Origin of the sequence: Providencia sp. PROV024 (assembly GCF_032709665.1) — a bacterium.
Lineage (GTDB): Bacteria > Pseudomonadota > Gammaproteobacteria > Enterobacterales > Enterobacteriaceae > Providencia > Providencia huashanensis.
Genome location: NZ_CP120545.1, coordinates 1,951,252 through 1,963,768, shown reverse-complemented (window position 1 = coordinate 1,963,768; position 12,517 = coordinate 1,951,252). Strand labels below are relative to the sequence as shown.

At 40.6% G+C, this 12,517-nt stretch carries 12 protein-coding genes; 7 read left to right on the top strand and 5 right to left on the bottom strand.

Annotated features, from left to right (window positions below):
- Positions 1 to 18 precede the first annotated feature (18 nt).
- The 6 genes from P3L56_RS09060 to sapF all read left to right on the top strand — a co-directional run bounded on the left by P3L56_RS09060 (position 19) and on the right by sapF (position 6,326).
- Positions 19 to 624: a hypothetical protein gene (locus P3L56_RS09060; protein WP_042844006.1), complete on the top strand. Its 606-nt coding sequence runs from the start codon at positions 19 to 21 to the stop codon at positions 622 to 624.
- 376 nt (positions 625 to 1,000) lie between these two features.
- The gene (gene sapA, locus P3L56_RS09055; RefSeq protein ID WP_048607026.1) at positions 1,001 to 2,686 is read left to right on the top strand and encodes an ABC transporter substrate-binding protein SapA; all 1,686 of its coding nucleotides are present in this window, start codon (positions 1,001 to 1,003) and stop codon (positions 2,684 to 2,686) included.
- Complete coding sequence (gene sapB, locus P3L56_RS09050; protein ID WP_042844008.1) at positions 2,683 to 3,648, top strand: putrescine export ABC transporter permease SapB; 966 nt, start codon at positions 2,683 to 2,685, stop codon at positions 3,646 to 3,648. Before sapA ends, sapB begins: the two co-directional genes overlap by 4 nt.
- Positions 3,635 to 4,525 carry a putrescine export ABC transporter permease SapC gene (gene sapC, locus P3L56_RS09045; protein WP_042844010.1) on the top strand — a complete coding sequence of 297 codons (891 nt, stop codon included), beginning with the start codon at positions 3,635 to 3,637 and terminating at the stop codon, positions 4,523 to 4,525. Before sapB ends, sapC begins: the two co-directional genes overlap by 14 nt.
- Positions 4,525 to 5,520: a putrescine export ABC transporter ATP-binding protein SapD gene (gene sapD, locus P3L56_RS09040; RefSeq protein ID WP_042844011.1), complete on the top strand. Its 996-nt coding sequence runs from the start codon at positions 4,525 to 4,527 to the stop codon at positions 5,518 to 5,520. Before sapC ends, sapD begins: the two co-directional genes overlap by 1 nt.
- The gene (gene sapF / locus P3L56_RS09035; protein WP_042844012.1) at positions 5,520 to 6,326 is read left to right on the top strand and encodes a putrescine export ABC transporter ATP-binding protein SapF; all 807 of its coding nucleotides are present in this window, start codon (positions 5,520 to 5,522) and stop codon (positions 6,324 to 6,326) included. The genes sapD and sapF overlap by 1 nt, the downstream gene beginning before the upstream one ends.
- A 21-nt stretch (positions 6,327 to 6,347) precedes the next feature.
- Here the strand turns inward: sapF and P3L56_RS09030 are convergent, their stop codons facing one another.
- The gene (locus P3L56_RS09030) at positions 6,348 to 7,214 is read right to left on the bottom strand and encodes a DUF817 domain-containing protein (RefSeq protein ID WP_042844013.1); all 867 of its coding nucleotides are present in this window, start codon (positions 7,212 to 7,214) and stop codon (positions 6,348 to 6,350) included.
- A gap of 292 nt (positions 7,215 to 7,506) precedes the next feature.
- Here P3L56_RS09030 and gstA point away from each other — a divergent pair, with 292 nt between their 5' ends.
- Positions 7,507 to 8,112 (top strand): glutathione transferase GstA, encoded by a 606-nt coding sequence (gene gstA, locus P3L56_RS09025; protein WP_042844014.1) that lies wholly within the window; start codon positions 7,507 to 7,509, stop codon positions 8,110 to 8,112.
- Positions 8,113 to 8,167: 55 nt separating this feature from the next.
- Here the strand turns inward: gstA and pdxY are convergent, their stop codons facing one another.
- The 4 genes from pdxY to anmK form a co-directional block, all read right to left on the bottom strand.
- Positions 8,168 to 9,031, bottom strand: a complete 864-nt coding sequence (pdxY, locus tag P3L56_RS09020; protein ID WP_129465839.1) for a pyridoxal kinase PdxY — start codon at positions 9,029 to 9,031, stop codon at positions 8,168 to 8,170.
- A gap of 233 nt (positions 9,032 to 9,264) precedes the next feature.
- Positions 9,265 to 10,539: a tyrosine--tRNA ligase gene (gene tyrS, locus P3L56_RS09015; protein WP_042844016.1), complete on the bottom strand. Its 1,275-nt coding sequence runs from the start codon at positions 10,537 to 10,539 to the stop codon at positions 9,265 to 9,267.
- 160 nt (positions 10,540 to 10,699) lie between these two features.
- The gene (gene pdxH, locus P3L56_RS09010) at positions 10,700 to 11,353 is read right to left on the bottom strand and encodes a pyridoxamine 5'-phosphate oxidase (RefSeq protein WP_042844017.1); all 654 of its coding nucleotides are present in this window, start codon (positions 11,351 to 11,353) and stop codon (positions 10,700 to 10,702) included.
- Between the two features lie 19 nt (positions 11,354 to 11,372).
- On the bottom strand, positions 11,373 to 12,494 hold the full coding sequence (anmK, locus tag P3L56_RS09005; protein WP_042844019.1) for an anhydro-N-acetylmuramic acid kinase: 1,122 nt from the start codon (positions 12,492 to 12,494) through the stop codon (positions 11,373 to 11,375).
- Positions 12,495 to 12,517: the final 23 nt, after the last annotated feature.

The following is a 12,517-nucleotide window of genomic DNA, read 5'->3' as shown; positions in this document are numbered from 1 at the left end:
TACTAAAAGGAGACTATTATGAAAAATATAAACATTTTAGCTGTAACATTTTTTATTCTAGCTTTATCTCCTATCACCAATGCTGAGTCATTAATGAGAACTTTTTCTTATTGTGACTCATCCTTTTTTGAGAAAATTAAAGAAAGCCCTGCCTTACAAGATGTCTCTGACATTTTAAATAAATCACAGCTTAGTGATGGTAAGCAAATTTCTGTCAATATCAATTTTTCCCCGACAAATAAAGTCACTTTTAACCGTTTTATTGCTAGTCATAGTGATTTTGACAAATATGATGACTTTTCTTATATGGGAATGCGTGGACAGTATTATTTTTGGGGGTTCGAAACAACACAAAGCCTTGAAGAAGTGATCCGCCATACTACATCAAGGATTAGCATTATCAAGATTGGTAATAGTTATATATATTCCCCCATGATTAGGCATAATTTACAAGATCACTGGGTATTTAACGAAAATGCAGCTCAACGTTACAACCTTGACAAGAATGCCGCTGAAAAAATGCTGATTATTGAAAAGGATGAGCAAAGAGGTGTCGTTCGCTTTTTGTGTACCCTTCAAGGCAAAGTGACAAAAGATGATTTAAAATATGTTGGTTTAGAATAAATTCGCTTTTTATTACTGCCGTCTGTGCCAATTGACTGCTTATGTTTGGATAAAAAAAAGCCAGCACCCATGCTGGCTATCAAATAAAACACTGGAAGCAATGTGAGCAATGTCATGCCTTGTCTACATAAGCGTTTGCTTAATCGACAAAACGAATGATAATCGTTATCAATGTCGTTTGTAAAGCTTTTTAATGAGATTTTTTCTCATTAAGACATAGTTCAATGATAAACCTAATAATTTAAAGTTAGATTATTAGGTTTACTCCATTAATTACGCCTATTCATTCCTATTTTTTTGATTAAAATTTTGCTTATACCCAGAGCCCCTATTTTTACGCTACAATAGGCTCATTCAGGTTAACGATATCAGTGTTATGCGCCAACTAACTTTTTGGTTTTTACTTATCATTTCTTTATCTGCCCGTGCACTTGCTAACCAAGGGCATTACCCAGACATCGTGGCAAACGAGGTCCCAGCTGATATACGCCAAAAAGGTTTTATTTATTGTGTAAATGGCATCGTCACAACATTTAACCCTCAGTTGGTCAGCAGTGGGCTCATTGTCGACCCTCTTGGCGCACAAATTTATGACCGCCTATTAGATGTCGACCCTTTTACCTATCGTTTAATTCCCGAACTGGCATCACGTTGGGAGGTTCTTGATAACGGCGCAACTTACCGTTTACACCTACGTAAAGACGTAAAATTCCAAAATACGCCTTGGTTTTCACCGACCCGCAACATGAATGCAAATGACGTTGTGTTTAGCTTCGCCCGTATGTTTGAGGTAAATCATCCTTACCATTATATTAATGGTGGCCGTTACCCTTATTTTGATAGTTTGCAATTTGCGAGTAGCGTACAAAGTATACAAAAAATTAATAACTATACGGTTGAGTTCCGTTTGAACTCACCGGATGCCTCCTTCTTATGGCACTTAGCGACTCACTATGCCCCTATCCTGTCGGCTGAATATGCAGACTACCTTTCGAGTATTAACCGCCAAGAGTTGATTGACTGGCGTCCTGTTGGCACAGGGCCATTTAATTTAGATGACTACCAAGCTGGGCAATTTGTTCGTTTACTTAGAAATGACCAATATTGGAAAGGTCAACCTCGTATGGAAGAAGTCGTCGTCGATATGGGTGCCGGTGGAACTGGGCGTATTTCAAAATTACTCACAGGGGAATGCGACGTTTTAGCTTACCCCGCGGCAAGCCAACTAAAAGTGTTACGTGATGACCCACGCTTACGGATTTCCATGCGCTCGGGTATGAATATCGCTTATTTATCATTTAATACCAGTAAACCGCCATTAGATAAGCTAAAAGTACGCCAAGCTATTGCTTATGCGATCAATAATGAAAGGCTAATGCAGTCTATTTATTATGGTACCGCTGAAACAGCGGCATCAATCCTACCTAGGGCTTCGTGGGCATATGATAACCAAGCCAAAATAACAGATTACAATCCAGAACTCTCAAAGCAAATGCTACAAGAAATGGGGTTAGAAAACCTCAAGTTAGACTTATGGGTGCCAATTGCTTCACAATCATACAACCCCAGCCCATTGAAAATGGCTGAGCTTATCCAAGCTGATTTAGCACAAGTCGGAGTTATTATGAATATCCGTTCTGTTGAAGGCCGCTTTCAAGAAAACCAATTAATGGATAGGTCTCATGATATGACACTCGCAGGATGGACAACAGACAGTAATGACCCTGACAGTTTCTTTCGTCCTTTGCTTAGCTGTGCAGCAATAGGTTCACAGACCAACTTGAGCCACTGGTGCAACCCTTCATTTGATGAGATTTTGCATAAAGCATTGCTGACACAACAACTCGCTGCTCGTATCGATTATTACCATCAAGCGCAGCAAATTTTAGGGGAAGAACTTCCCGTTTTACCCCTAGCCTATTCTTTACGTTTACAAGCATATCGTTATGATATTAAGGGCTTAATGATCAGTGCCTTTGGTAACACATCCTTTGCTGGGGTGTATCGTGAAATGGAGCAAAAAATTAAAGTTGCACCTAAAAAGCCGAGTTCGCAACCATGATAATTTATTCTCTGCGTCGTTTTTTATTGCTACTAGTTACCGTATTCTTTTTATCATTAGTGAGCTTTAGCTTAAGTTATTTTACACCTAACGCGCCGTTAAGTGGTGCGTCACTCATTGATGCTTATATTTTCTATTTCGATGGTTTACTTCATTTTGATTTTGGTGTTTCTAGTATCAATGGTGAGCCCATAACCGAACAGCTAAAAGATACCTTCCCTGCAACAATGGAGCTGTGTATTTTAGCCTTTATCTTTGCATTAACCACAGGGATCCCGCTTGGAATTATAGCGGCTTTTTGGCGTAACAAACCTGCCGATATTGTTATCAGTATTTTTGCTTTATTGGGCTTTTCTGTGCCTGTCTTTGTACTAGCGCTTGTTTTAACTTTATTCTTCTCATTACATCTTGGGTGGCTCCCCGTCTCTGGTCGTATTGACCTTTTATATAATCTTAAACCGGTGACAGGGTTTGCTTTAATTGATGCATGGCTTTCAGATTCGCCCTATCGTAAGGATATGATAATTAACGTACTTGAGCATATGATGCTGCCAGTGCTAACCCTAGCACTCGCTCCCACGACAGAAGTTATACGTTTGGTGAGGAACAGTACCGAAGAAATTGCTAGTGAAAACTATATAAAAGCCGCAGCTATCCGCGGCCTCTCAAGAATTAAAATTATTCAGCGCCATATTTTTCACAATGCTATTCCACCTATCATCCCTAAACTTGGGTTACAGTTCTCAACAATGCTAACTCTCACAATGGTAACCGAGCTAGTCTTTAACTGGCCGGGGCTTGGCCGTTGGTTAGTCACTGCGATCCGTCAAGAAGACTATTCGGCGATTTCAGCCGGGGTAATGCTAATCGGTGCATTAGTCATTACAGTAAATGTACTTTCTGATATTTTAGGCGCTATGATGGACCCATTAAAGCATAAGGATTGGTATGTCCTCAGATAATTTTTATCGTGAACAAAAAATGCCATCCCCAACACGTGTGGTATGGAATTTATTTTCATCAGATGTTATTTCAATGGTGGGGTTTATTGGCGTCCTAATTTTGTTGGCTCTATGCTTTACAGGTTCTTATCTTGCTCCTTACGCATTAGATCAACAGTTTTTAGGTTATCAATTAACACCACCCTCTTGGTCGCACTACGGTGAGGTCGCATTCTTCTTCGGGACTGACGATCTTGGTCGCGATATTCTTAGCCGGCTATTAATCGGTACTAAATCAACTTTTGGCTCTGCTATTTTAGTGACCTTCATTGCGACAATTATCGGGTTGGTTTTAGGTTGTTTAGCCGGAATGACTCGTGGATTAAAATCCGCAGTGTTTAACCATATACTTGATACCCTATTGTCTATTCCCTCATTATTATTAGCCATTATTGTTGTGGCATTTATGGGGGCTAGTTTGCAAAATGCTATGCTAGCTATTTGTCTTGCATTGATTCCTCGAATGGTGAGAACTATTTATGTTGCAGTGCATGATGAATTAGATAAAGAATATATTGTCGCCGCACGCCTTGATGGGGCGTCAAATATTTTTATTTTATGGTATACCGTACTTCCTAACATCACACCAATTTTGGTTACTGAGCTGACTCGCGCGCTATCAATTGCCATATTAGACATTGCCGCTTTAGGCTTTCTTGATTTAGGTGCACAACTCCCTTCCTCTGAATGGGGGGCAATGCTTGGTGATACTTTAGAACTTATCTATGTTGCACCTTGGACCGTGATCCTTCCTGGTATTGCTATCATGATAAGCGTGCTCTTTGTTAACCTTTTAGGCGATGGGTTACACCGAGCGATTAATGCGGGAGTTGAATAATGCCACTATTAGACATCCGCAATTTAACCATCGAATTTATGACGGCGAATGGCCCTGTTAAAGCGGTTGACCGTGTATCCATGACTCTATCTGAAGGTGAAATACGCGGTTTAGTCGGCGAATCAGGTTCAGGTAAGAGCCTAATCGCCAAAGCAATTTGTGGGGTAACTAAAGATAATATTAGGGTAACAGCCGACCGCTTTCGTTTTCAAGATATCGACTTATTAAAACTCAGTCCTCGTAAACGCCGCCGGTTAATTGGCCATAATATTTCAATGATATTTCAAGAGCCCCAGTCTTGTCTCGACCCTGCGGCAGATATTGGTAAACAGCTAATTCAATCTATTCCCAGTTGGACCTATAAGGGCCGTTGGTGGCAACGCTTTAATTGGCGAAAACGCCGAGCGATAGAGTTATTACACCGGGTTGGTATTAAAGACCATAAAGATATTATGCGTAGCTATCCCTATGAACTCACTGACGGTGAATGCCAAAAAGTGATGATAGCTATCGCCATTGCTAACCAACCCCGTTTATTGATTGCGGATGAGCCGACCAACGCAATGGAGTCCACCACGCAAGCTCAAATATTTCGTTTACTTGATAAGTTAAATCAAAACAATAACATGGGTATTCTACTGATTAGCCATGATTTGGAAATGATGTCAAAATTAGTTGACCGTATTAATGTACTTTATTGTGGTCAAACCGTTGAAAGTGCGACTCCTGAAGATATGTTACAGCGCCCACGGCACCCATATACACAAGCCCTAATTCGTTCAATTCCTGATTTTGAAAGCCCAATTCCTCACAAAGGGCGGTTGAATACCTTACCCGGTGCAATTCCTTCACTGGAACATTTGCCTATTGGTTGCCGCCTTGGTCCACGTTGCCCTTATGCGCAGCGTACTTGTATCATTGCGCCTCAATTACGTAGTATTAAAGGCCATCTCGTTGCTTGTCACTATCCGTTAAACACCGAGGAACAGCCATAATGGAAACCTTACTTGAAGTACGTAACCTCACTAAGACTTTCCGTTTCCGTGAAGGGCTATTTCATCGCCATGAGTTACAAGCCGTAAAACCTGTCAGTTTTAACTTACAAGCGGGCCAAACCTTAGCCATTATTGGCGCCAACGGTTCAGGGAAGTCGACACTTGCACGTATGTTATCAGGTGTTGTCGAGCCCACTAGTGGCGATATTTTTATCCGTGGGCAGCACCTCAAATTTGGTGATTACAGTTACCGTTGTCAACGGGTTCGCATGATATTCCAAGACCCCAGCACCTCATTAAACCCAAGGCAGCGTATTGGCCAGACCCTTGAGCTTCCTTTAAAGCTAAACACTGATTTAACAGGAATTGAGCGTGAAAGGCGTATAATTCAAACACTTCGCCAAGTGGGTTTACTTGCTGACCATGCAGAATATTACCCTCATATGTTAGCATCAGGGCAGAAACAACGCATCGCATTGGCTAGAGCACTTATCCTACAGCCGGAAATTATTGTTGCGGATGAAGCATTGGCTTCTTTAGATATGTCGATGCGTTCGCAAATCATTAATTTAATGTTGGATTTACAAGCAAAGCAAGATATTGCTTTTATTTATGTCACCCAACATTTAGGCATGATGAAACATATTAGCGATAAAATGCTAGTGATGGATAAAGGAGAAGTTGTCGAGCGAGGCAATACTGCTGAAGTTTTAGCCGCCCCTCTGCATGATGTCACTCGCCGCCTAATTGAAAGCCATTTTGGTGAGCCTTTATCTATCGATGCATGGCGGCAAGATTTATCATAATTAATGCCGCTATTTATGCTATTAGCGTGAGATTGTCACATTTGCCTTAATATGTTTGAGATGTACAACAATTGTGAAGGTAACAATCACTAACAGTGACCATGCTCCCCATTTGCCCGCATGCACCATTGACCAAGCACCAATTTGGTTTGGGTATTGCCAAACACCAAAAAATGTCCCAAAGTTTTCAGCTAACCAAATAAAAAAACCAATCAACATAAAAGCTAGTAATAAAGGCATTCTGCGTTCTTTATCTAATGGGGTATAAAAAACGACACTACGTGCATACAAGCCAAAAATAAAAGCTGTCAAATACCAACGGTAATCATCAATATAATGGTGGCTAAAAAAATTCACATAAATGGCAAGAGCAACAAGTGTCGCCATCCAATAAGGTGGGTAATGTTCAATTCTAACGTTAAAAAACCGCCAAGACTGAATGATATAGCTCCCTACCGCCGCATACATAAAACCAGTAAACAAAGGAACGCCCCAAAGCTTGGAATAAGCCTCATCGGGGTATTGCCATGAACCAATAGTTGCAGAGGTTTTAAATAACTCCATCATAAAACCGACTAAATGAAAAACACAGATTGCTTTTAATTCATCCCATGTTTCTAGTTTTGACCATACCAATAAAGCTTGAAATGTGACGGCAAAAATTAATAGGGCATCATAGCGAGGAAGCCCCATTACCCCTTTCGCTGGCACTAAAAATAAGGCCAAAAAGAAAAAACCAGCAAATAAACAAGAACGTGCATTGATGAGACCAAAGAACCAGAACTCTAAAATAAAACGTTTAATCCCTTGGCTATTATTTGGCGTGTGCGCCATCAAAATTTTATCTAGCTTCCCTAAGATATTTAATTTTTGACACCCGTTGGTCATTTATTTACTCGCTAATTTCAATTGTGCGACTGTATTTTTATATACAAAGTAAGCTGTAGATTTTAGCAAAGCATAGCGAATACACCTAAGGCAACTATCTTAATTTTATGGCTTTTTTTCTTTTACCTTAACATTCTCATTTTTACTCTTGGGCCCTATTTTTGTTTAAATTTTAATTTTTGTATGTATCTCGCACCTGATGGCAATTCGTTAACAGAAAGTAATGATATACTTAAGTGATATGTGTTTATTTGCTATATGAATGCCCATTTAATAACTTAGGAGTTTTATCATGAAATTGTATTACGCTCCCGGTGCTTGCTCGCTGTCCCCTCATATTATTCTGCGTGAGACTGGATTAGACTTCAGTATTGAACGAGTTAATATCAAAGAGAAAAAAACAGAGAAAGGCGAGGATTATTTAGCAATAAACCCTAAAGGACAAGTTCCAACTTTAGTGCTAGATAATGGTGAGCAGTTAACAGAAGGTGCTGTTATTGTTCAATATATTGCTGATCAAAAACCTGATCGTAACCTAATCGCACTACCAGGGTCGATGAAACGTTATCACCAACTCGAAGCCCTTAATTTTATTTCGACAGAATTACATAAAAATTTCTCGCCGTTATTTACCCCCGGTACACCAGAAGAATATAAAGACACCGCTCGTGGCATATTATTTAATAAGTTTAAATATGTCGACAACGTACTATCAAAACAGGCTTTCTTTGCTGGTGATAGCTTTAGTGTTGCCGATGCTTATTTATTTACCGTTAGTGGTTGGGCGAAACATGTCGGGCTGGATTTAGCTAGCCTAACCCACCTACAAGATTACATGGCTAAAATTGCCAAACGCCCTAATGTCCAAGATGCATTAAAAGCTGAAGGACTGATTTAATCCGTAAGATAGCGCTCAACCAACGGGCGCTATCTATTTTATTAACTCATTAAATTTAATCTAACTGCGTCGCACAGAATTTATGTTCAGGATTGACCATTTTGTCTTGGGCTGCAACCAGTTGTAATTCGTATTCACCCATTTCTTTGGTTTTTATCATCACTTCGTATACTGCGGCTGCAACATGCTCAAGCCCTTTATCAAGAGGCTCCCCTTTCAATAAATTGACTAACATTAAACCACTCGTTAAGTCACCGACGCCTACTGGTTGTTTTTCACCAAAATCTACAAGTGGACGACTCACATGCCAGCTATGCTCTGCCGTCACTAAGATCATTTCAAAACGATCAGCCCGATAGCCTGCTCGGCTTAAATGCTTCACCAGCACAATTTTCGGCCCTTTGTGACATAATTCACGAGCGGCTTGTGCTGCTTCATCTACTGTTTTAATACTTCTACCAACTAAAGTTTCTAACTCAAGTAGATTTGGGGCGATGACATCGCTTACTGCTAATGCACGGTGACAAAGAAACTCCGCAACACCTGGTGCAACGATACAGCCTTTTTCAGGATGCCCCATGACAGGGTCACAAAAATAAAGTGCTTGTGGATTTGCCGCTTTAACTTTTTGTACAATCGCAAGGATATCATCCCCTTGCTCTGCGGAACCGATATAACCACTTAAAACCGCATCACAAACTTCTAATTTATGGATTTTTGCTAAGCCTTCAACGATATCGGTTAAGTGCTGAGCTGAAAAAACATTCCCTGTCCACTGTGGATATTGCGTGTGATTCGAAAATTGTACGGTATTAAGTGGCCACACATCTACGCCCATTCGGCACATAGGAAATGCAGCGGCACTGTTTCCTGCATGGCCGAAAACAACATGGGATTGAATTGATAATACGCTTTTCATTAAGAACCCAAAGAATTGTTATGTCGAATGAAGAGAAATCAGTGATTCGCCATTGCTAATATGAATATACTCCAAATAATTCGAGTTGCATGGAGGCGACAAGAGAAGAAAGCCCTATGAGTATACTTGACTCTATACTCGGCTAACTGGACACAATCAACACCTATGCAAATTGAAATATGACGAGTATAGCCTGGGGAACCCCAGGCTAATATTACAAAGGTTAGTCAGAGCTATTTCCAATTAATTAAACAGTCGTTTTTCTTACCACGACGGATTAAAGTATAACGACCAAATAAACGGTCTGCATCACTAAATACATACATAGGGTCTGTTTGTTTTTGACCGTTAATGGATACTGCATTAGAACTGATTGCAGTTCTTGCTTGTCCACGAGATGGCGTTAATTCTGAATCAACTAGAGCTTGTTGTAAGTCAGCTCCCGCATCTAGTGTAATACAAGGCATGCCGTCTTGTGCTAATTGCTCAAAATCAGCTTCTGTTAAATCAGATACCGCACCTGAGAACAAACTATCAGTAATACGTTTTGCTGCGGCTAACCCGCTTTCACCATGCACCAGTTTAGTCACTAACTCAGCTAAAACATATTGAGCACGAGGTGCTTTACCGCTATTTTTATCTTCTTCTTCCAATGCTTGAATTTCTTCTAATTCCATAAAAGTGAAGAATTTTAAGAAACGATAAACGTCAGCATCAGCGGTGTTAATCCAGAATTGATAGAATTTATATTGGCTAGTTTTCTTAGAATCTAACCATACTGCACCACCCTCGGTTTTACCAAATTTAGTACCGTCCGCTTTTGTAATTAGAGGAACTGTCATACCAAACACTTGATTTTGATGTAAGCGACGAGTTAAGTCGATACCGGAGGTAATGTTACCCCATTGGTCTGAACCCCCAATTTGCAGTTCAACACCCATCTCTTTATTCATATTGGCAAAGTCATAACCCTGTAGCAGGTTATAAGCAAACTCGGTGAACGAGATCCCTACATCATCACGGTTTAAACGTTGCTTAACAGATTCACGGTTGATCATTTGGTTAACAGAGAAATGTTTACCAATATCACGTAAGAATGTCAGCACATCCATTTTACCAAACCAATCATAATTGTTAGCAAGGCGTGCGCTGTTATCACCACAATCAAAACTTAAAAATGGTGATACTTGGTTGCGTATTTTTTCTACCCACTCTTGAACGGTTTCTGTGGTGTTTAATTTACGTTCAGTAGCTTTAAAGCTCGGATCGCCAATTAGGCCCGTTGCGCCACCCACCAACGCCACAGGCTTGTGCCCGGCTAGTTGGAATCGTTTTAAACACAGCAAAGGAACCAGATGTCCCAAGTGCAAGCTGTCAGCGGTAGGGTCGAAGCCGCAATAGAGGGAGATAGGCCCTTGCGCCAGTCTCTCTGCTAACGCATCCTCATCCGTTACCTGGGCAACGAGGCCCCGCTCTTGCAATTGTTTAATCAGGTTATTGCTAGACATCAATGACTCCATCGGTTGAATTTTGTCTATCTATTTAGGGTTAAAAAACCAACGATTTTGAGACTCATATCAAAAGCTCGTCAGTTTAATTTGTCAATTTTATTAAATGAGTCTATAGCATAAAGCGCATATCAATTAAGTGCCAGTTAAAAAACTATAATTAAGGGGCTAATCTGTCAATTTTCCAGCCATCCCCTTCGCGTTGATATAAAAAGCGGTCATGAAGGCGGTGAGCGCCCCCTTGCCAAAACTCAACGCTATTAAAAACCACTCGGAACCCACCCCAAAAACTGGGTAATGGGACCTCGCCATTTTTGAATTTTTGTTTTAGCTCTAAAAACTTGCCTTCTAAAATCCCTCGAGCAGAGATTTTAGATGATTGCGCAGAGGCCCACGCAGCAATTTGGCTGTCTTTAGGCCTACTATGAAAATACTTAACAACTTCAATTGGATTTAATCGCTCAGCGACACCCGTAAAATTGACTTGGCGCTCTAGCGGGTACCATGGAAAGTGCAAACTTATTTTGTTATTTTTTTCTAAATGTTGCGCCTTTCTACTACCTAAATTGGTATAAAAAATTAAACCGTTATCATCAAAATGCTTTAACAATACAATACGTTGATAAGGCTGCCCTGTTTCATCAACTGTAGCAACCGACATTGCTGTTGGGTCACTTAAACGAGCCTCGCACGCTTGCTTCATCCACAATTCAAACAGTGTTAATGGGTTTGGTGTTAAATCATTACGTCTTAAACCACCTTTTGTGTATTCACGACGTACCGATGCGAGGTCTATTTCATCTAGCTCGTTCATTTTTATATCCTTAATACGGTTATTTTTTAGCAATATTTTTAGGGTATATCGCACCGAGAACAGTTTCTTCACTTGCCCCTGTTACAGAAGCAAGATTTCCTGATAAACCGGCTACAGTTCGAGCCGCTAACCACGCAAAAGCTAACGCTTCCATATCGTCACCACTTAACCCAAATTTATCACTGGGAGCGACCTCAATCCCCGGTAACAAAGCCGCTAAACGCTGCATTAGAAAGTGATTCTTTGCGCCACCACCACAAACAATTAAGCGCTCACAGCCGCCACATAATAAAACTTGGTCAGTAATCGATGTTGCCGTCAGCTCACAAAGCGTTGCTTGAACATCCTCAGCAGAAATTAATGGAAACTTATCTAAGTGTTTCTCTAACCATTGCATATTAAAATATTCACGCCCTGTGCTTTTAGGGGATGAGCGTCTAAAATATGGGTCGCTTAGCATGGATTTTAATAATGTGTTATCGACCTTGCCACTACTCGCCCATTGACCATCTTTATCATATGCTTTCTGTTTATTACGCCAAGTCCATGTATCCATTAACATATTCCCAGGACCTGTATCGTAGCCTTTAACATAAGCACCAGGTAATAAAGCTGTCACATTCGCAATTCCACCAATATTTAATACAATGCGTTTCTCAGTAGGATGCCCTAATACAGCAAGGTGAAATGCAGGCACCAATGGTGCACCTTGCCCGCCATATGCCATGTCCCTACGACGAAAATCCCCAACAGTGGTAATCCCCGTTAAAGCGGCAACTCTGTTGTTATCACCTAATTGCATGGTAAAAGGCTGTTCGCCATCAGGTTCATGCCAAACAGTTTGACCATGGCAGCCAATAGCGATGATATCTTCAGACGTTAAACTGGTTTGTACCAACAGCTGATTAATAGCATCTGCATACAATGACCCTAACTGCCGATCAATTTTGCCAACCTCTGACAATGTTGTTGTTTGCCCTTGGCAAATATTTAAAATTTTTTTCTTTAATTCAATTGGGAATGTGACACTCAAACTAGATTGTTCAGCAACAAACTTATCACTGATTGCTGCAAGCACCACATCAACACCGTCTAAACTCGTTCCCGACATGACACCTATGTAACGACCGGACTTAATCATTATGCTTGTTCCTTCAGTGTGCA